Origin of the sequence: Hymenobacter crusticola (assembly GCF_002154225.1) — a bacterium.
GTDB classification, from domain to species: Bacteria; Bacteroidota; Bacteroidia; order Cytophagales; family Hymenobacteraceae; genus Hymenobacter; species Hymenobacter crusticola.
Window position 1 is genome coordinate 1 of the sequence record NZ_MTSE01000027.1, and the last position, 20,459, is coordinate 20,459.

Genomic DNA, 20,459 nt, shown 5'->3' on the forward strand with positions numbered 1-20,459 from the left:
TTTTGCTGTCGTCGTGCTCCAGCCATACCACCGGCCAAATCATCCACGTGGATGGCGGCTACGTGCACCTCGACCGCGCCCTAGCTAATGCGTAGGCACGCGTCTTGGCGCGTGCCTACGCATTAGCTAGCTCGTGCTAGTTGGATTTACCTATGCCCATCGAGCACTGCATGCTACTAGAATGACAAGCCCGAAGTGGATACAAAAATAGAGTACTTCGGAAGGTTTCCCTTTGCCTAACTTGCAGGTCTGAGAGCAGGCTGAACTGAGTCAGCAAAGACAATTGATTGCTTCATGGCCAAGGGAAATAAGCGCCTGTCTATTGCACACCTTGCACAAGAATTGGGGCTATCTGCCTCTACTATTTCGCGCGCGCTGAACAATGCTCCAGATGTCAGTGAAGCAACTAAAGCGCAAGTGTGGACGCTGGCTGAAAAACTTCACTATCAGCCAAATGGGCTAGCTGCGGCACTCCGCCGGGGGCGTAGCAATGTGCTCGGTGTTATTGTGCCGCACATTACCGGAGCCTTCTTTCCTGCGGTCGTGCATGGCATGGAGGAAGAGGCGAGCAAGGAAGGGTTCAACGTGATGATTTGCCAAACGAACGAAGAAGTAGCCCGGGAAAAAAAGCAGGTGGAAGTCCTCTTGAAGGGGCAGGTTGACGGCATCTTGGTGGCCATGTCGAAAACCACCTACGACTTTGCACACTTTGAGCGAGTCCGTAGCAAAAACATTCCCTTGGTTTTCTTCGACCGCATGCCCAACCTAGCAAACGCCTGCGCAGTCGTTTCCGACGACTATCGGGGTGCTTACCAGGCAGTGGAACATCTGATCAAGCAGGGATGCCGTCGGATTGCGCACATGGCCGGCCACCAAACCGTCAGCACGACGCATAACCGCTACCGGGCGTACCGCGACGCGCTAGCTGCCCACGGGCTTCCTTATAAGGAGGAGCTAGTTATTCATTTGCCTAACCCAAGTACCGAAGCTGGCGCCCAGGCGATGACGACCCTGCTGCAACAGCCTGTGTGGCCCGATGCCGTGTTCACTGCCTACGATTTTCCGGCCGTTGGCGCGCTAGAAGTATTAGACGCCCGCGGCATCCGAGTGCCCGAAGACATAGCCCTCGTTGGGTATAGCGATGAACCCTTTACTACGATGCTCAAGCCACGGCTAACCTCCGTCGACCAGCGAGCCAAGCAGATGGGCGAAGCTGTTATCCAGCTATTTTTACAGTTGCTGAAGCGCCCAGGTTACGGGACTGGTCAACGTATTACCTTGAAGCCTCAACTTCTTATCCGCGAGTCCTCCCTGCAAAAAAAAATCTTCGTTGAGAAGAATGAATAGCACTCTTAACGCTGATGCTGTCGTGCCCGACCTCGCAGGAGTGGACAGCAACCAACCAGCTTAATGGTTTTACCTCTAGAACGTCATGCATCGGTAGGGGCAGCACGCAGGCCTTGGTATGCTTGTTAGTCACACAACCTGCCTACAACCTTCTCTAAAAGAAAGCTAGGTGTAGCGGAGTGCTAACCGCTCGTCATTCATAGTAGCGATTAATGATAATTAGGTAGTTGTTTGAAGAGAATGCGCTTGTTGCTTTTGGCTGGTTTAGGAACAAGTTTAGCCCACGTAATACAGCACTTCCTAGCTGCAGTTGATATGGCTGGTTCTACGTTGTAAGCGACCAGTTGCTTATTCCACGCGAAACCAGTCGATGTCGGCGTTGCCAGCGTCGTTAAACTTGGCGATATGGGTACTGAACAGCCCTACTTTCGCTCCAATCCACTTGCCTTCCCGTGTATAGGTAGACTGTCCATTGAGTAAACTCAAATTTTCAAGGAGGAGGTCAAATATGCTGAATAAGATAAGCTATCATTACAGATAAATCCTATTCGGAATCGATACCGCTACGAGTAGGAAAAAGTACTCGGAAGCTTCGCAGTAAATTCTAAATACTCTTACTGTTATTTTATATAATAAAACATTATCAAGAAAAAAAGTAAATATTTAACTAAGACAAAAAAATAATTTTCTCTTATGATAACTGCAATTATTTGCAAGACAGATATATACATAATTAAAAAAAATTATTGCTGCATTTGACCAGATGTTTTTGGATAACTTAAACCAGCAACTGTTTATTCGAAATAACTTTCGGCAACGTTCCCGGGAACGTTGCCGAAAGTTATTTCGAATAAACAGTTGTTAAAAGTATAAGTCCTATTCATATTGACATACCGGAAGTGATTCCGGTATAATTTTCTTTTATAGCATTTTTAGCTTTTTATGACACATTCACTACTCGGAAGCATTTGTTCTTATTGCTCATTATGGACCTTGACTAATGAATGGTATTCATGCGCGTACCACACAAATACTTGCTTGTATCTACATACGTAGCAGTGATACCGCAACCTCAACGAAGCTATGTGAGACGTGAATTGGAGTGACACGCGTATTCTCACTTTGCCTTATTCTTGGTGAGCCAATTCCTTCCATTAACTCACTTGGGTTTGAAGCCAGATATTGAGGTCAATACAGCCACAATTGATCAAACACCAGCCAAGTAAGGTACTGCTTGGTCAATCGGAGAGCTAGTAGCAGCTATAACCTCTACAGTACTATTGAGGTGGGCATCACTTAAGGCACTAACGATGAAGGGCAACAGTGATGACAATTACCCTTCCTTCCAACAAACCCAAAACATGACTGTAGCCGGCGAGGGTAAGGGCACTACCTTTTTGCTGAGCTCAATCTACAACTGGGAGCTGGGGATTCTGTAATAATCCGACTACAACCGCAAGCTGGTCAATTTCCGCATCTACTACAAAGCCAGGGGTAAGTTTCGCTTCGGCTTTAACGTGTGCGTCAACAACCAAAACACTCTTAGGCAGGGCACGGCCAGCGGCGGTTCTAGCAGGTTGATCAACCCGATTGTGATAGTGCAATCCGAATATCGGCGGAACAACTAGCGCTTAGTTAACGCTAGCGCGGTTGCTAGCTTCAACATTCTCAAGAACCTGACGCTCCGCTCGACGATAGGGATTGACTACCTAAACAGCCGAGCCGAAGCATTTTAACAACACGATCAATGCACTATGAAAAGAGAACTACTGTTGCCTATGAGGTTTACACCCGTTCACCCCGCTGGTTCCTGGCGGAGCCTAACCTGTACATCATTTCTTTCGCTGTTTTTGGTGGCTACTTGCCCGTCGGTTTCGCTGGCGCGTGGTAGCGACGAAGCAAACGAATGGGCAGCCTCTTCGGCTGCCCATTCGTTCGCTGACCGGGTGATAACCGGTTTTGTGACCGACGAGAAAAATGAGCCGTTGCCCGGCGTGACCGTCGTGGTAAAAAGCACCAAGCAGGGCGCGACCACCGACATAGCCGGCAAGTTTCAGGTGACGGTGCCCGAAACCGGCGAGGTGGTGCTTACTTTTTCCTACATCGGCTACAAAAGCCAGGACATAGTGGTCGGCAATCGGAAAACGATTACACTGGCCCTAGCCCCCGCAACCAATGCCGTCGACGAAGTCGTGGTCATCGGCTACGGGGCCGTGCGCAAGAAGGACCTGACCGGGGCAGTATCCCAACTAAAGGGGGAGGAGCTGAAGGAAATTCCGTCGGCTAACGTGCTGGAAGCCGCCCAGGGCAAGATTGCGGGAGCCGATATCACCCGGAGCAGTGGTCAGACTGGGGCGGCCGTCAACATTAATATCCGCGGCAACCGCTCTATCGGCGGCAATAACTCGCCCCTGATTATTGTCGATGGCATTCAGTACAACAGTCTGCAAGACATCAACGCCAACGACATCGAGACGATGGACGTGCTGAAAGATGCTTCGTCGACTGCCATCTATGGTTCGCGCGGCTCGAACGGCGTTATTTTGATCACTACCAAAAAGGGCAAGTCGAGCAAGCCGGAAATCTCCTTCAATACCTACGCGGGCGTTTCGGAGGTCACGATGTACCCGAAGGCCATGGACCTGTACGGCTACCGTGACCTGAAGCGCGAAGCGTGGCGCGCGGCCGGCGTGTGGAAGAGCCCGGCCGACGACCCCGCCATTTTCACCAACGGAGCCGAATACCAGGCGTTGCAAGATGGTGTGTGGACGGACTTTCAGGATGAGCTCATTCACAATGGCTTCCAACAAGATTATCAAGTGGGCGTGCGGGCTGGTACCGACCGCCTGAAGGGATACGTTTCCGTCGACTACTTCAACGAAAAGGGTATCCTGAAAATGGATGAACTGAAGCGCTACACCGGCCGCCTCAACGTCGACTTCATCGCCACCGATTGGCTGAAGGTGGGCCTGCAAAGTCAGTTGACGTACTACAACCAGGGCGTGCGGCGCGACCCGCTGAACCAGGCCAATAAAATCAGTCCCCTAGGTCCGCTCTACGACGCCAACGGCAATTTCAACTTTATCATGCTGGACGGCCAAACCGCCAGCCCTCTTTCGGACGAGCAGCCGAACGTATTTAAGGGCCAAGTGCTGACCACCCGCACGCTGACCAACGGCTACGTGGAACTGACGCCCGTGCAGGGCCTGATGATTCGGAGCACGCTGGGCGTCAACCTGTCGTCGGCGCGTGACGGCGCGTATATGTCGCCCAAGTCCATCGACCGGTCACTCTCGGGCAAGTCGCTGGCTACGTACAACACCAGCAACAGCCGCGCCATCAACTGGGAAAACGTGGCTACTTACCAGCGGGAGTTTGGCAAGCACGCCCTCACCGTGACGGGCATCGCCAGCTACCTAGGTAACACCTCCGACAACGCAGCGGCCTCAGGCGTCAACCAGTTGCTACCTTCGCAGCTCTTCTACGCGCTGGGTAGCGCCACCGAGGAAATCAAGATCAACTCGGCTTATTCGCAGAACAACCTGGTCTCGTTTGCGGCACGCGTCAACTACGCCTTCCGCGACCGGTACCTGCTGACGGTGACGGCCCGCGAAGATGGATCGTCGAAGCTGGCGGTGGGCAACAAATGGACGTTCTTTCCGTCGGCCGCCCTCGCTTGGCGTATTGTGGATGAGCCCTTTATGCAGGGTATCAAAGGTCTGACCGACCTGAAGTTGCGCACCAGCTACGGCGTGGCCGGCAACGACCCTTCCGGGCCCTACGCCACCCAAACTACGCTCACCCGCATTGCCTTCGGCTACGACGACGTGCCGTATCCGGCCTACACGTTTTCGCGCAACGTGGGCAACGCGGCCCTCGGGTGGGAGCTGTCGTACACCAAGAACATCGGCTTGGATGTGGGTGTATTCAATGGCCGGTTGGCGGGTTCTATCGACTACTACGACACCCGCACCCGCGACCTGCTGCTGGACCGAGGCCTGCCTCCCACGACGGGCGTAACCACAGTGAAGCAGAACATCGGCCGCACGCGCAACCGGGGCGTGGAAGTCTCGTTGACCAGCACCAACATCAAAGCCAAAGACCTGACCTGGACCAGCACGCTCACCTTTACACGCAACAAAGAGGAGATTACCGAACTCGTAACCAATGGCAACGACGTAGGTAATGGCTGGTTTATCGGACAGCCCATCAGCGTGCACTACGACTACGAGAAGCTAGGTATCTGGCAAACCAACGAAGCCGATCAGGCCGCCAAGATGCAGCCCACTCAACTACCGGGCGAAATCAAGGTGAAGGACCAGAACGGCGACGGCAAGATTGACGCCATCAACGACCGGATCATTCTGGGCAGCCCGCGCCCCAAGTGGAGCGGCGGCCTCGATAACACGGTACGCTACAAGGGTTTTGACCTGAACTTCTTCATCTACGCCCGCATCGGCCAGATGATTAATTCCGACCGTTCGGCGCGTTTCGACTACCAGGGCATCGGCAACAGCACGGCCGGCCTCGACTACTGGACGCCTGAAAACCCGACCAATGCCTACCCGCGCCCCAACAAGAACGGGGGCGGGAAATACCTCTCCACGCTGGCTTACCAGAACGGCTCGTTTGGCCGCATCCGGAATGTCACGATTGGATACAACTTCTCTAAGACGTTGCTGCCCAAGGCAATTAGCGGGGTTCGGTTGTACGTGACAGGCAAGAACCTGTACACCTTCACCAAGCTAAACTACGACCCGGAGCGGGGCGGCGGCGAAAGCTTCCCCATGACCAAGCTGTATGTAGTTGGCCTGAATGCCACGTTCTAACCCTAGCATCCCATCCATCCCATGAACGCTCTTTTCACCAAAAAGGGGGTGCTAACCCTCTCCCTGCTCGCGCTATTTTCGTGCGACAAAACGCTCGAGGAATATAACCCCAGCGGCCTGACCGCCGACACCGTGTATACCACGCCCGAGGGCTTCGAAACCTTAGTCAACGCGGCTTATTCGTACCAGCGCTGGTGGTACGGCAAAGAGGAAGCCCACAACATTGCCGAGATGGGCACCGACATCTGGACTAGTGCCTCCGGCGACACTGACCGGGGCCTGAGCCAGTACCTCAACCTGCAGGGTACCAATACGTACCTGGCCACCGAATGGCGCGAGCTGTACGCGGCCGTGAACCTGTGCAATGGCGGCTTAGCCCGCATCGACAAAGCTGGCCTCTCGGCCACGCTGCGGTCCGTTCGGGAGGGCGAGCTACGGTTTCTGCGCGCCTTCTACTACTGGCACATCGTGGAAACCTGGGGCGGCGTGCACTTCACCACCGAGGAAACCAGCGGGGTCGTGTCGACCGCCAACCGCACGCCTGAAAGTACGTTTTACGAGCTGATTATTTCAGACTTGCTCACGGCCGTCGACAAGCTGCCCGCCACCCAGCCGCAGTATAGCAAAGTGACCAAAGGCGCCGCGCAGGCCTTTCTGGCGCGCATTTACCTGACGCGGGGCATGAACAAGGAAGCCCTGGCCATGGCTCAGGCAGTGCTCGCCAACACCGCGTACCGGCTCGAACCCAACTACGCGGACTTGTGGAAGATGAGCAATCTGAAGACCAGAGAGGCCATCTATGTCGTGGATTACTCGTCTAACCTAGCGCTCAACGACCTCGCGAACACCACCTTTAACCCCTACGGGCACAGCCGGGGCGGTAACAACGCCCACCTGTTGTACATCATGAAGTACGACGACCGGCCCGGCATGGTGCGCGATATTCCGAACGGGCGCCCCTTCAACCGCTACATGCCCACCCGCTTCCTGCTCGATTTGTACAGCACCAACGATGCCCGCTACGAAGGTTCCTTCAACGAGGTGTGGTACGCTAACTCCACCACCCGGCCCGCCGGCATGGCCCTGGGCGACACGGCCGTGTACTGTACCCGCCGCGAGGTTCCGGATGCGTATGAGGCCACCCGCAAGTACCAGACGGTGGACCGCAGCAAGATCTACAACGCCAACGGCACGGTGAAAGACGGCCTGCGCTATCCTAGCCTCACCAAGTTTATGGACCCCACCCGGCCCAGTTTGAACGAAGCGCAAAGTGCCCGCGACGTGTTCGTCATCCGCCTGGCCGAAGTGTACCTGATTGCCGCCGAAGCGCAGCTGAAGCTAGGGAATACGCAAGCCGCTGCCGATTTCGTAAACGTGCTGCGCACCCGCGCCGCCAAACCCGGTCGCGCTGCCGCCATGCAGGTGAATGCCGCGCAAATGACACTGGATTTTATGCTGGATGAGCGGGCTCGTGAGCTGGCTGGCGAGCAGCTCCGCTGGTTTGACCTAAAGCGCACCGGCAAATTGGTAGACCGCATCAAACTCTATTCGCCAGACAATGCGGTGAACATTCAATCCTATCACACGCTGCGGCCCATTCCGCAAACGCAGCTAGATGCCGTGACCAACAAGAGTGAGTTCACGCAAAATCTTGGTTATCAATAGGCCTAGTTGACTAACCTAGCTTTTATAGGTTAGTCAACTGTCCGTCATGCTGAGCCTGTTGAAGCATCTCCAGCCTGACAATGAAAAGACTGCCTACTACGCCGAGTACCAGTCGAAGGGTCCCGGTGCTAACACCAAAGACCGAGTGAAGAGGAGCAAACAGCTTACCAATAAGGAGGCCAAACAATACACCCTCAAGAACATCTTCGCGGGGGCTGAGCCTTGGCTGCCCGAAACAAAACCAACGCCGTCCTCAACGGCTGCCAAGCAATAGCTCAACCTAGGTTTTCGCCCATGAAGCTTTCTCTCTCCCTGCCCGTGGCGCTGCTGACGGCCGCGCTGTTAAGTGCTGCACAGTCAACTCACGCACAGTCGTCCACCGAGTTTTCCTGGTCGCGCCTGCCGACGGCGCAGCAGCCTTCTTTCAAAGCTGATACGTTCAACATCACGCGCTACGGCGCCAAGCCCGACGGCCTCACGCTGAACACGCAAAGCATCAACGCCGCCATTGCCGATTGCAGCAGCAAGGGCGGGGGCGTGGTGCTGGTGCCGCAAGGCTTGTGGCTGACGGGGCCCGTGGAGTTGAAAAGCAACGTGAACCTGCACTTGGTGCGGGCCGCCGTGTTGCAGTTCTCCGCCGATTTCAACCAGTACCCGCTCGTGCTGGGCAGCTACGAAGGCCAGCCTGCCTACCGCAACCAGTCGCCGCTCTCGGGCACGGGGCTGGAGAACGTGGCCATTACCGGGCACGGCATCGTGGATGGCAACGGCGACGCCTGGCGCATGGTGGGCCGCGATAAGCTGACGGAACGGGAGTGGAAAAGCAAGGTAGCCTCGGGGGGCTCGGTCAGCGAGGATGGCAAGGTGTGGTACCCTTCGGAAAAGTCGCGGCTCGGTGCCAAAACCCCGAATGCTAGCGCGCCGGGCCGGACCAAAGCCGAGTACGAGGCCGTGAAGGATTACCTGCGGCCCAACATGGTGGTGCTCACCAGCTGCAAAAAGGTGCTGCTGCAGGACGTGACCTTTCAGAACTCGCCGGCCTGGTGCCTGCACCCGATCATGTGCCAAGACCTGACCGTGCGCAACGCGCTAGTCCGCAACCCCGACTACGCCCAGAACGGCGACGGGCTCGACATCGAATCGTGCCGCAACGTGCTGGTGGAAGGCAGCACCTTCGACGTGGGCGATGACGGTATCTGCATCAAATCGGGCAAAGATGAGGAAGGCCGCAAGCGTGGCATCCCCACCGAAAACGCGCTGATTCGCAACAATGTGGTGTACCGGGCGCACGGCGGCTTCGTCATTGGCTCGGAAATGTCGGGCGGGGCCCGCAACCTGTTCGTGGAGGACTGCACCTTCATGGGCACCGACATCGGGCTGCGCTTCAAAACGGCCCGCGGCCGCGGCGGTGTGGTGGAGAACATCCACGTGCGCAACATCGCCATGAAGGACATTGTGCACGACGCCATCTTGTTCGACATGTACTACTTCATGAAGCCGCCCGCTAAGCTAGCCGACGGCCAAGCAGCGACCGAGCCGGTTCCGGCCGTATCGGAAGCTACCCCGCGCTTTCAGAACTTCACCATCCGCAACATCGTCTGCGACGGGGCTGAGCGTGGCATTTTCCTGCGGGGCCTGCCCGAAATGAGCGTCCGGCAAATCAGCCTCGACAACCTCGTCTTGAAGGTCAACAAAGGTGTGGAGCTGATTGAGGCCCAAGACATTCGCATCAGCAATCTGCGGCTCGAAACCAAAGCGGCCGCGCCCGTGGTGTACGTGGAAAACAGTCGCAACATCAGCTTCGACGGCATGCAAGTAAACGCGCCTACTAACCAGGCTTTGTTCAGCGTGAGCGGCAACCGCACCGAAAAGATTACGGCTGCTCGCACCGAGGCGGGCAAAGGACGTACGCCCATCGAGGCAAAAGCCGGCGCGAGTATCAAGGCGCTTAAGGTAAAAAGCTAGGGTGCGGCTAGGGTCTAGCCCTAGCCTGTTGTTTCTGTTCTTCCTGGTACACATGTCTTTTCAAAAACTCATTTTACGGCTGGCTTGGTCCGTACTAATCGGCGGCTCACTGCTGGCGGGTTCGACCCAAGCGCAGCAGCTTCCTGCGGCCCGCGACACCTCATTCACGGTGCGAAGCGCTTATCTGAAGGAGAAGAAAAACCGGCCTTCTATCAGCATTGCCCAACCCGCGCTGCCGCCAACGGTGCAGGCTAGCTACAATCTAACCTACTGCACCCTAGGTGCCCGCAACTTGCAGTTGGACATCTTTTACCCGAAAGCTAAGCGCAAGAAAGGCTACCCGGCGGTACTGTTCATTCACGGGGGCGGCTGGCGCTCCGGCGACCGTTCGAACCACCTACCCATGGCCCAACAACTTGCGGCCAAGGGCTACGTGACCGTCACGGCGGAGTATCGACTCTCTACTGAGGCGCTGTACCCGGCCGCCGTATACGACCTAAAAGCCGCTATTCGTTGGCTGCGGGCCAACGCCAAACACTACCCCATCGACACCACCAAGATTGCTGTGTGGGGCTTCTCGGCCGGCGGGCATTTGGCGGCGCTGGTGGGCACGACGAATGGCGACAAGCAGCTAGAAGGCAGCGACTGTAACACCAGCCATTCCAGCAGCTTGCAAGCCATTGTGGATGTGGACGGCACCCTAGCTTTCCTGCACCCAGAGTCAAGCGACTACCAGGTGAGCGAGAGGCCGACGGCCTCTAAGTACTGGTTTGGGGCTTCGCAAACAGAAAAGCCGGAGCTGTGGCAGCAGGCCGCGGGCCTAAACCACGTCACGTCCCAAACCCCACCCATCGTGTTCATCAACAGCTCCATCGACCGCATGCACGCGGGCCGCGAAGACATGATTCAAAAGCTAGATGCTTACCACATCTACCACGAAACGCACACGTTCCCCGACACGCCCCACACGTTTCCGCTCTTCAACCCGTGGTTCGAGCCCACGCTGAACTACACGGCCGACTTTCTCGATAAGGTGTTTAAGGCTAAACGGTGGGCTGCGAAGCTAGGGCTAAGCCTTCTTGGTGATAGTGAAGATTATACATGCAAAAGTTGAAGACGCTAGGTAAGATCAAAGGCGCTTTAGGCATTGTCGGGGTGTTTTTGCTGCTAACCACGCAAGTACTAAGTCAGCGCCGCCTAGTAGTGGCCACCGATGGCAGCGGCGACTACCGTACCGTGCAGCAGGCCCTCGACGCCGTACCGAGCGGCCAAACCCATACCACGACTGTGTTCATCAAGAAAGGGCGCTACAAGGAAAAGCTCACCTTAGCCGAGGGCAAGAACTTCGTGCGGCTTGTAGGCGAGGACCGCGACAACACCATCTTTACCTAGGATGACTATGCTCAGAAGAAAACATTGAAAGGCCGCGACATTGGCACCTCGGGCTCAGCCAGCTTTTACGTGCGCTCCACCGATTTCTGGGCCGAAAACCTCACCTTCGAGAATGCAGCCGGCCCCGTAGGCCAAGCGTTAGCCATCTGGATCGGCGGTGACCGGGTGCAGTTCAAAAATTGCCGATTCCTGGAGAACCAAGACACAATCTACACCGGTGGCCGCCGCCAGTACTTTGACCACTGCTACATCGAAGGCACCACGGACTACATTTTCGGCAACTCGACTGCCTGGTTTGAGCAATGCGAGCTGTTATGCCGCAAGGGCGGCAGCTACATCACCGCCGCTTCGACGCCCGACACCGTGCGCTATAGCTACGTGTTCAATCGCTGCCACATCACCGGCGACGCGCCAGTCGGCAGCTATTACCTCGGTCGGCCGTGGCGGCCCAACGCCAAGGTAGTCTTTTTACGCTGTGAGCTAGGTCCACATATCAGGCCTGCGGGCTGGCACAATTGGGGCAAGTCCAGCAACGAAAGCACAGCCTACTACGCCGAGTTTGCCAGTGCCGGTTCGGGCGCCACCGATGCCACGCAACGCGTCGGCTGGTCGCACCAGCTGATTAAAGCGCAAGCCCAGCGTTACACACCCAAGAACGTGCTAGGCGACTGGAAGCCAGCTAAGTCGTACCCCATTTAATAATTGTGGCTTTTGGAAGAACAACAGATTGGAACTGGTGTCAGCTGTAAAAAGGCGCTGAATAGGCCATTGGGGATACTGTCAGTTGGCGAAGCTACTTAGACCTGTAGCAGAGTTCTATAACAGTTACGCTAGAACTCTCTGGCTTGGTAAACGGCAGAAACCAGCTTTGCACCTAATGGCCAGCTAGCCCGAAGTAGGCAGGGCGAGTTGAAGAACCTCGTCGACGATTCAACGCTAACGAAACGTGCCGCAGAGATGAATTTTGTCACCTCAAAACTAGACGTTTCCCTGGGCCGGAGTAGACAAGGTTTTGGGGGCAGTGGGGAAGGGTAACTACTGCTTCCGCCATCTGGCTTTCGTCTCTTATCATAAAGTTATTTATACAGACATTCTTGCAATTTCACTACTATGGCCTGTTTCTGTTACCCGATAGGCCATAGTATTTTCGCGAGAGGCAATAGCGTATATTGTTTCTGATATGCCCCCTAAGCCGTCTATCTTTCTCCGACCAGTGCGCCGTTCGTTACGGCAAGCAAAAGGAGCGGGCAATCTGCTGCTGGTAGTGGAACTACAACAAGTACTGGTTATTTGGCAGCAGCCTTGGGTACACGCTTTTCCGTAATTCACGCGCTTGCTGCAACGGGCAACCAGTCACGTCACCAAACACTACATCGCCGAGGCTTTCGGGGCGGCGCAAGATCCACGCGTGGTGCCCGTATTGATCCGTGCGGCCAAGCTGCCTCTCAATCAGGACTATAATGCAACGTATTTCTGGGCCTGTGAACACTACGATTGCAGCGCCTACTTACCCTTCTTTGTTCAGTTTCTATTGCAGAGCCAGGATGCTGGGGAAGCGATGATGGCCTGTGTCGCTGTGATCGAAGCCATGAAAGGTCCCTTTACGTCGCCGCTGGTTAAACGGGCAATCACGAAACTACTGCAGGAGAGACGACCAGCCATGGTGGGTGAATTACAAGCGCAACATGCGCTTTTTAGGACGCAAGCTGCCTATGCTCTGCTAGACACCTATTTTGACCAGGTCAATCAGGCCTGGAAAACAGAAAAAGGGGTGACCTGGACCTTCTACGAAGGACTTAGCCGAAAACGCGAGGGGCAACACGACGATTAAGCGCAGGCGCACGTACGCCACGAATCAGAACAGCAACCAAAGAGTTAGAAGCGCCTAATATTTTCCAGACGTTCGTGGCTGTTGCAGAACTCCTCGACGAACGCCCTAGTCGTAGGTTTATCGGGAGGAGTCACCCAGAAAAGTGTTGGAAACCGTGTTTCACGAGGCGGAAGCTCACTCCTACTGCGTGCGGAACGCAAGACCCAGACTTCTGCAACAGCCACGTTCTATTGGAAAGCGTTATGAGCGCTGGCCTTCGACTCAAAAGACCACAAGTAAGGCTTATAAAGTTTATCAAACCGTCGATTGCAAGGCGTCATTGATGGTTTGCTTGAGGCAACTGTTCCCCTGAGCCTAGAAAGCAAGACCGGCTTCGTAGACTTCGTAGCGGTCGAGGGCTACTTCCACACGGACGAATTTACCCGCTCTACTGCCAGCCGGCTTCGTCCTACTGGCGGTAGAGCGGGTAAATAGGCACAGAGCTAAAGAAAGATAGGTCCCCGACTGATAAGGTCTGTAGAACGCAGCGTCTGCCTGGCTTTCTTTGATGGCGCAGCGAATCGTGCATCCTTACCTTGTTATTCATGAAGCAAGCCACCGCACCTCTTCCTAACTACCCGCTTTCGCCCCTGGCGCGCGCAGGCGTGCTCGTGCGGACCCTGGCCGATGCCACCGGGCCAGCCCCGCACCCGGCGGCATCCGCCCACCGCGACGCCCACTACCTGCTGGTGCTGCTCACGGCGGGCGAGCTGCACCTGATGCTGGATTTTGAAGACCTTACCCTCGGTGCGCCGGCCTTAGTGCTCATCAGTCCCGGCCAGGTGCACCAGTTGCGCAAAGCAGTGGCGCCCCAAGGCTGGGGCGCCAGCTTCGAGCCGAGCTTGGTGGCCGAAGAAGTCCGGACCCTGCTCGAGTATGGGCTCCAGCAGCCACTACCGCTGGGGGCGCAGCCCGTTTTTCAAGCGCGAGGCGAAACGCTCTTCGCGCTGCTGATGGACTGCCAGCAGGACGTGTCCTCCCCGGTCCATCTCGGCTCCGCCCTACAAGCGCTGTTGGCGGCGCTCTTGCAACTGACGGCCGGGGTACTGGCCCCGCCCGCTGCCCGCCCCGGGGCGGGCACCCGCGCAACAGAACTGTTGGCAGGCTTTTACCAGCTACTGCGCCAACACTTTACCACCTGGAAGCAGCCTGCCCAATACGCGGCGGCGCTGGCCGTGTCCCCCTCGCACCTCAACGACACGGTCAAGGCGCTCAGTGGCCACCCTGTGAGCCAGCACCTGCAGGCGCGCGCGATGCTGGAAGCCAAGCGCCTGCTCTACCACACCGACCAGCCGGTCAAACAGATTGGCTACGCCCTGGGCTACGAGGAGCCGTTGTACTTCGGCAAGCTCTTCAAAAAGGTTACCGGCCTTACCCCGCAGCAGTTTCGACGCACCATCCGCGAATAGAACTAGCATTCCTGACCTTACGCCTACTTTTCGGGGGCAAAGACCCGCGACCTTTGCCCGGGTACTTAACTCTATTTTGTGATGCTTAGCTCTTCCGAAATCGCCACTATCCATGCGGCCGTGCGCACCGCCGGTGACCAGTTTCTGCTCGATTTTCGCCGCCTGCCTGTGCCACAAACTATGGCTGAGCTGCAGGCCCGTCTCGCGGATATCGAGGCGCGCTGTATGGCGGCCCTGCAAGCGCCCCTGACCGCGGCTTTTCCCACTACCCCCTGGCTGGCCGCCGACGACTTTGGCCTCTCGGCCGAAGCCGCCACGCTACCGGCCCAGTACTGGCTCTGCGATGCCATGGACGGGGCCATCCAGTACGTGCAGCAACTGCCGGGCTGGACAATTAACCTGGTGCTGATGCACCAGGCCGAGCCCGTCTTCGCCGCCATCTACGATCCGCTGGCCCAGGAGCTGTTCTGGGCCCAGGCCGGGGCGGGGGCCTTTGTTAATAAGACGCCGCTGCGCCCCAGTACCAAGCGTGAGCCGGGGGTGATGGTGGCCGTGTTCGAGCACACCCACGGCCTGGATGAAGATGTCGCCCTGCGTCAGCGCGTCAGCCAGGGCCTGGCCACTCTGTTAGGTACTTATGGTGTGGTGCGCAACTATGGTCCCCACGGCTTGCAGCTGGCTTACATCGGGGCCGGGCGGCTCGACGTGTTTCTGCAAGTGGGCCGCGACCTGGAAAATTGGCTGCCCGGGCTGCTCATCGGCCGCGAAGCTGGCGCCGACGTGCTAACGGCTACGGGCCAGCCCTGGCAGTGGGCAGCGGATAGCCTACTCGTGACGGCCCTCGACCTGAGTGCCACCTTCCCGCTTATCCAGCTACCTGCTTAACCATCGCCACGCGTATGCACCTCACCATCATTGGGGCCTCGTCGGGCGTCGGCCTACTAGCCGTGCAGCAGGCGCTGGCCCAGGGCCACCACGTCACGACCCTCTCACGCACTGTCGCCACGCTGCCCGAGCACCCGCAGCTGATCAAAATAGTGGGCAGCGCCACCTCGGCGACCGACCTGCGTCAGGTGCTGCCCGGCGCCGAGGCGGTCCTGATTACGGTCGGGACGGCGAAGAAGAACGCCACCCCGCTCTTCACCGATACCGCCTGGGCCCTGCTGGAGGCGACAGCCGATGCGCCCCTGCTCGCCCCCGTGCTCGTGCTGACGGGCTTCGGGACCGGGGCCAGCGCCGGCTACTTGAGCTGGTGGATGCGCCTGGCCATCCGCTGGTTCATGCAGCCCGAGTACGACAACAAGACGCAGCTGGAGGAGCTGCTGGCCGCCAGTAACTTACTCTGGGAAATCGTGCGGCCTGGCATGCTGACCGATGGCCCGCTGGCGCCCTACCAGGTGCTGCCTGACTTGACGCCGGGTATGCGGGTCGGCCGCATCAGCCGGGCCAGCGTGGCTGATTTCCTCTTGCGCCAAGCACAGCAGCCGACTCTGCTGCACCGTTACCCCGCCCTTCCAAGCTAGGCCCAGGGCAAGCTAGTAGCAGCACTAGGCTAGTAACTCAGTACCTGCCGGAGACGCGGGCTGGTTTTGTCGGGCTGTCCAGGCTGCTTTGGTGACCTCGAATACCTTGTTCAACAGCGGGGGCTCGCCGTAATAGGCCACTGGCTGCTCGCCGACAATATTCGCTCCCAGGCGCTGTATGGCTACCTGCGAGCGGATATTATCCACGCCAATGTGGAAGCGCACCGTATCCACAAAGGCAAAAAGATAGTCCAGCAGGCATGTCTTCACTGCCTGGTTGAGGCCCGTGCCCCAGGTGGCGGTGCCGTAGAACGTATAGCCAATAAGGATGCTGTTATCGGCCGGATTATAGCCGTAGATGCGCGTACTGCCCAGCGTGGCGCCCGTAGCTTTATCCACTAATCGAAAGGCCCCACGGCTTTGCAGCGCGCCTTCGAAAAAAGTGGCAAATACCGGCTGCTGCCACCGGTTCTTGTTGGGGTGCTGTGCCCAGATGGCCGGGTCGGCAGCAACGGCATAGAGCGCTTCAAAGTCGGCGGTCTGAAGCGGAAGCACATAGGCCGTTGCGGTTTCCAGGGTAGGCTGAATAGAGAACGGCGGCTGGAATTGGGTTGACATCCAGTGTGGGATAGAGAAGATGGAAAACAGGTTCTGGGGAGTAATACGCCTCCTAAGCGTTAAGCTGCTCGAAAAGGTTACTACCCGAACGGCGTAAGTACCAATCGCCGCCTTAGCCGAATTGTGATAGACTTTAGGCGTTTTAACCTGAAAGCGGGTAGTGCCCGGGTGACAACAGCCCACCGCCGGATTTTTGAGGCTAATGCCTCCCTTATTACCCGGTCAGGCTATCCAGCAGGTGCCTATCGAGTAGGTACGGGCCTGCCCGCCGATGAGCACGCGTTCTCCCTGTTGCATACAATAGAGGGTGCCCCCGCGCGCCGATAGCTGCCAGGCCACCAACTCCGGCTTTTGCAACTGCTCGCTCCAGTACGGAATTAGGGAGCAGTGTGCGGACCCCGTTACTGGGTCTTCCAGAATGGACGCCTGGGGCGTAAAATAGCGGGAAACAAAGTCCACCTCCTCGCCCTTCGCGGTCACGACTACCCCGCCCGGGTCCAGGTTCAACTGGTCAAAGAGGGCACGATTTACCCGAAGGTTTCGTATCTGCTCTTGCATTTCGTAGACCAGGACGTAGTCGCGGGACTTCAGCACGTGCGTTGGTTGGATGTTCAACGCACGGCCAATGACGGCGGGCAACTTGGCGGCGAGGGGTTTGCGGGCGGGAAAATCCAGCGTGTAGCGGTCGCCGGCGACTGTGACGGTCAGCTCACCACTGGCCGTCGCAAACACAAAGTGCTCCCGCCGGTCCTGGCGAATGGTGTGCAGGGCGTGCGCGGCGGCCAGCGTGGCGTGCCCGCATAAGTCCATTTCGATGTCGGGCGTAAACCAGCGCAAATGGAAGTAGTCCCCCTGCTCCACTAAAAAAGCCGTTTCCGCCACGGCGTTTTCCTGGGCAATACGCAGCAGCACCTCATCTGCCAGCCAGTCGGATAAGGGCACCACACAGGCGAGGTTACCGCCAAACAGCTCGTTTGTAAAGGCATCGATTTGATACAGGTCTAGTTTCATGGGGCGCTTAAATAACCAGCAAGTGGGGGTGAGGGGGCGTTGCGATGAGTCAACGCGAAGCGGGTGGGCCCGCGAGGGCCGCCAGTGCGTCGCCGCTCAGGCTATAGTCTATCCAGACCGGGTTGACCTGCGCGCCCAGCCGCTCATAGAAGCGCTGCCCGGCTTCGTTCCAGGAAGCTACGGCCCAGCGCACGGCGCCGCAGCCGTGGGCCACGGCGGCTTGCGCGGCGGCCCGCAGCAACGCCTCGCCTACGTGCTGGCCCCGATAGGCTTCGGTCACAAATAGCTCTTTGATAAAGAGTGTGGGCCGGGCGCTGGCCGTAAACGGAATAAAGTAATACACCAGCATTCCCGCTAGTGGCCCGTCGGCGGACCGAGCCACCAGGCAGTAGAAGTCGGGTGGGGTCTGGGCGAAACCGTGCTGGTAGAGTACGTCGGCCGTGACGGCGAACGTGTCGCGGTAGTGCTCAAAGTCGGCCAAGCCCTCCATTAGGGGCAGCAAGGCGGGAATGTCGGTGGCCGTAGCAAGTTCCACACGAAACGGAGAAGAGGTCATGAGCAGCAGGGTTATAATAAGGTAGATGAATCCGGATGATGGGCGGCTGGCCGGGGAGGTTGCGGCTGGCCGGAGCGGCGTTTCCGGCCGGGAAAGGGTACTTCGCTCAAGACCATCGCGCTAAAAATGAGTAGTCCCCCTAGTAGGATGCGGGGGGTAATAGCCTCGTGCAAGAACAGTGCGCCCGCTATAGCGGCAAAAATAGGCTCGCATAAGTGCGTCAGGGCCACTTTCTCTTCGCTCAGATAGCGTTGAGCATAATACTGCACCCCGTACATGTAGGCCGTGGCCAACAGGGCGGTAAAGCCAATCGCCAGCCAGAACGCACCCGCCGCAGGCACCGCCAGTACCTGGCCCGCGCCCCAGCCTGAGAGCCGCGCAAGTACCGTGCAGCTGAGCAACTGCACGACGAGCATCGCCATCGGCTGCGATTGGTGGGCGGCACGCCCCCCGAGCAACACGTAGGCGGCAAAAGCAAAGGCGCTAGCCAGCATCCAGCCGTCGCCCGCGTGCAGGTGCCAACCGGCCTGCAGGGCGACGACATACAGGCCCAGCAGAGCCAGCCCGCTCGCAACCCACATCTTCGGGGCCACCGCCTGCCGATAGAGCAGGGCCTTGCCCAGTGGCACCAGCAACACGCTCAGCCCCGAAAGGAAAGCGCCATTGGCGGCGCTGGTGGTTTGTAAACCAATTGTTTGCCACGTACTGCCTAGGAAATGGGGAAGGGCCAGCAGCAGTCCCCACCCAGCCGTATGCCACGTCAGGCGGGCGAGCTGCCGGGGAAAAAGCAGCGCCACGGCCCCCGCGGCTACGGCAAACTTGTAAGTCTGAAAACTATAAGGGTCAGCGTAGCCTACCCCCGCCTTAACGACGGTGTACGAGACACCCCAAAAGGCGGTGCCCAAGACGAGCAGGGCTAGAAAGAGTTGTTTTTTGGGCATCGTAGGGCAGGAGTTGCGCAGCCAAGGCCAGGGCTGTCAGGGAATGTGGTTTCTTTGGGCCAGGGCCGGGGATAGGTGACGTACTTATTTCGGCCCCTGATGCACTGCCCATGACCCTACCCGAAATTCTGCACGCCATCTATCCGCTGCCGCCCGCCTCGCTCGACCAGCTGCTGGCGTTGGCCGAGCCGGTAGACTTGCCTAAACGGACGTGCTTGTTTCGCGACGATACCTTGGCCCACCACGTCTATGTATTGCAACGCGGCTTGGCCCGCGTGTACGCCCGCCGGGCGGATAGAGAAGTCACGTTCTGGTTTTCCGAAGAGGGGGCTATTTTGGCCTCTATTCGGGGCTACACCGAGCAGGCGGTGAGCTATGAAACAATAGAACTGTTAGAAGATAGCCACCTGTTTCGGCTCCCCATGCAGGCGCTGCACGAGTTGTACCGTACGGACGTACACGTAGCCAATTGGGGGCGGGTGATGGTGGAGCGGGTATGGCAGCATACGGAGCAGCAACTCCTAGCCCGGCAGTTCCGCACAGCCGAAGAACGCTACGCGGACCTGCTGGCGCAGCAGCCGCATTTGTTGCAACGCGTCGCGCTGGGGCACTTGGCCTCTTACTTAGGTATTACCCAGGTCACGCTAAGCCGCGTACGAGCCAAGCTTAATAGGGGCCGCGCTAGTAGACAAGCCTAAGCAGGTTATTGCTGTGCGCGCATCATATGAACGTGCGGGATACCGTCTTCCAGGTAATTTTCCCCCTCGGCTACAAAGCCAAAGCGCTCATAGAAGCCCCGTAGATACTGTTGCGCCCCAATCTGGATCGGACCTGCCCCCAACTGCGCCTCACATTGCCGAATCGCTTCGGTCAGTAGGGGCCGCCCCAGCTTGTGCGCCCGGTAGCGCGGCGAGGTGACGACCCGCCCAAGGCTGACTTGTGGGTAGCTGACGCCCGCTGGTAGCAGCCGGGCATAAGCGGCCAATTCTCCGGCTTCAGTCTGCCCCAATAGGTGAAGCGATTGCTGGTCACATCCATCAATGTCTTGATAGGGGCAAGCCTGCTCAGCCACAAAGACTTCGTTGCGAAGTTGTAACAGGGCGTAGAGTTCTAACAACGTGAGGTCAGAAAAGAGCTTAGTAGTCCACTGTAAGGCCATGGCAATGCAGATTTAATAAGCTGATAGACAATGATTTGTCTTGATGAAATGTGTAAGACAAAGGTATTGACTCCCCTCCGCGATTCTTTTTACCAATGTTAAAAACGGCCTGACGATGTAGGAATATGCCCCAGCAGAGTTGCGGGTGCTGTCCAGGATAAGGCTAAACGTAGA

General features: G+C 57.5%; 17 protein-coding genes and 2 pseudogenes. 13 read left to right on the plus strand and 6 right to left on the minus strand.

All coding sequences use genetic code 11. The annotated features are described in order from the left end of the window. Both BXP70_RS30685 and BXP70_RS25315 read left to right on the plus strand, forming a co-directional pair. Positions 1–95: pseudogene (locus tag BXP70_RS30685) on the plus strand (short-chain dehydrogenase); the annotation flags it as partial. Positions 96–294: 199 nt separating this feature from the next. Beyond that, positions 295–1,347: a LacI family DNA-binding transcriptional regulator gene (locus BXP70_RS25315; RefSeq protein WP_086596922.1), complete on the plus strand. Its 1,053-nt coding sequence runs from the start codon at positions 295–297 to the stop codon at positions 1,345–1,347. Between the two features lie 348 nt (positions 1,348–1,695). On the opposite strand, the gene BXP70_RS30690 is transcribed toward BXP70_RS25315, so the two are convergent. Next, a complete protein-coding gene (locus BXP70_RS30690; protein WP_394335007.1) occupies positions 1,696–1,833 on the minus strand; it encodes a beta-xylosidase family glycoside hydrolase in 138 nt (45 codons plus the stop codon). 1,367 nt (positions 1,834–3,200) lie between these two features. On the opposite strand from BXP70_RS30690, the gene BXP70_RS25320 reads away from it, so the two are divergent. The 10 genes and pseudogenes from BXP70_RS25320 (at position 3,201) to BXP70_RS25365 (ending at position 16,000) form a co-directional block, all read left to right on the plus strand. Then, entirely contained in the window at positions 3,201–6,176 is a 2,976-nt protein-coding gene (locus BXP70_RS25320; protein WP_245849751.1) for a SusC/RagA family TonB-linked outer membrane protein, read from the plus strand. Positions 6,177–6,197: 21 nt separating this feature from the next. Then, the gene (locus BXP70_RS25325; RefSeq protein ID WP_086596924.1) at positions 6,198–7,841 is read left to right on the plus strand and encodes a RagB/SusD family nutrient uptake outer membrane protein; all 1,644 of its coding nucleotides are present in this window, start codon (positions 6,198–6,200) and stop codon (positions 7,839–7,841) included. A 58-nt stretch (positions 7,842–7,899) separates the two neighbouring features. After that, positions 7,900–8,115 (plus strand): pectinesterase family protein, encoded by a 216-nt coding sequence (locus BXP70_RS25330; RefSeq protein WP_245849750.1) that lies wholly within the window; start codon positions 7,900–7,902, stop codon positions 8,113–8,115. Between the two features lie 20 nt (positions 8,116–8,135). Further along, positions 8,136–9,806 (plus strand): glycoside hydrolase family 28 protein, encoded by a 1,671-nt coding sequence (locus BXP70_RS25335; protein ID WP_086596926.1) that lies wholly within the window; start codon positions 8,136–8,138, stop codon positions 9,804–9,806. Positions 9,807–9,858: 52 nt separating this feature from the next. Then, a complete protein-coding gene (locus BXP70_RS25340) occupies positions 9,859–10,920 on the plus strand; it encodes an alpha/beta hydrolase (protein WP_086596927.1) in 1,062 nt (353 codons plus the stop codon). Next, positions 10,908–11,897 (plus strand): annotated as a pseudogene (locus tag BXP70_RS25345) (pectinesterase family protein). Before BXP70_RS25340 ends, BXP70_RS25345 begins: the two are co-directional and overlap by 13 nt. A 634-nt stretch (positions 11,898–12,531) precedes the next feature. Continuing rightward, complete coding sequence (locus BXP70_RS25350; protein WP_086596928.1) at positions 12,532–13,029, plus strand: hypothetical protein; 498 nt, start codon at positions 12,532–12,534, stop codon at positions 13,027–13,029. 584 nt (positions 13,030–13,613) lie between these two features. Beyond that, complete coding sequence (locus BXP70_RS25355) at positions 13,614–14,477, plus strand: AraC family transcriptional regulator (protein ID WP_086596929.1); 864 nt, start codon at positions 13,614–13,616, stop codon at positions 14,475–14,477. 81 nt (positions 14,478–14,558) lie between these two features. Next, positions 14,559–15,362, plus strand: coding sequence for an inositol monophosphatase family protein (locus BXP70_RS25360; protein WP_086596930.1), 804 nt, complete (start codon positions 14,559–14,561; stop codon positions 15,360–15,362). 14 nt (positions 15,363–15,376) lie between these two features. Next, on the plus strand, positions 15,377–16,000 hold the full coding sequence (locus BXP70_RS25365; protein WP_086596931.1) for an NAD(P)-dependent oxidoreductase: 624 nt from the start codon (positions 15,377–15,379) through the stop codon (positions 15,998–16,000). A 24-nt stretch (positions 16,001–16,024) separates the two neighbouring features. On the opposite strand, the gene BXP70_RS25370 is transcribed toward BXP70_RS25365, so the two are convergent. From BXP70_RS25370 to BXP70_RS25385, 4 genes are all read right to left on the minus strand, one after another. Beyond that, positions 16,025–16,618, minus strand: coding sequence for a GNAT family N-acetyltransferase (locus BXP70_RS25370; RefSeq protein ID WP_086596932.1), 594 nt, complete (start codon positions 16,616–16,618; stop codon positions 16,025–16,027). Between the two features lie 222 nt (positions 16,619–16,840). Beyond that, complete coding sequence (locus BXP70_RS25375) at positions 16,841–17,629, minus strand: PhzF family phenazine biosynthesis protein (RefSeq protein ID WP_086596933.1); 789 nt, start codon at positions 17,627–17,629, stop codon at positions 16,841–16,843. A gap of 49 nt (positions 17,630–17,678) precedes the next feature. Then, complete coding sequence (locus BXP70_RS25380; protein WP_086596934.1) at positions 17,679–18,185, minus strand: GNAT family N-acetyltransferase; 507 nt, start codon at positions 18,183–18,185, stop codon at positions 17,679–17,681. Between the two features lie 11 nt (positions 18,186–18,196). Beyond that, positions 18,197–19,126: a DMT family transporter gene (locus BXP70_RS25385; RefSeq protein WP_086596935.1), complete on the minus strand. Its 930-nt coding sequence runs from the start codon at positions 19,124–19,126 to the stop codon at positions 18,197–18,199. Between the two features lie 110 nt (positions 19,127–19,236). Between BXP70_RS25385 and BXP70_RS25390 the strand changes: the two genes are divergently transcribed. Further along, entirely contained in the window at positions 19,237–19,824 is a 588-nt protein-coding gene (locus tag BXP70_RS25390; RefSeq protein ID WP_086596936.1) for a Crp/Fnr family transcriptional regulator, read from the plus strand. Positions 19,825–19,829: 5 nt separating this feature from the next. On the opposite strand, the gene BXP70_RS25395 is transcribed toward BXP70_RS25390, so the two are convergent. Further along, positions 19,830–20,285, minus strand: a complete 456-nt coding sequence (locus tag BXP70_RS25395) for a GNAT family N-acetyltransferase (RefSeq protein WP_086596937.1) — start codon at positions 20,283–20,285, stop codon at positions 19,830–19,832. Between the last annotated feature and the right edge of the window lie 174 nt (positions 20,286–20,459).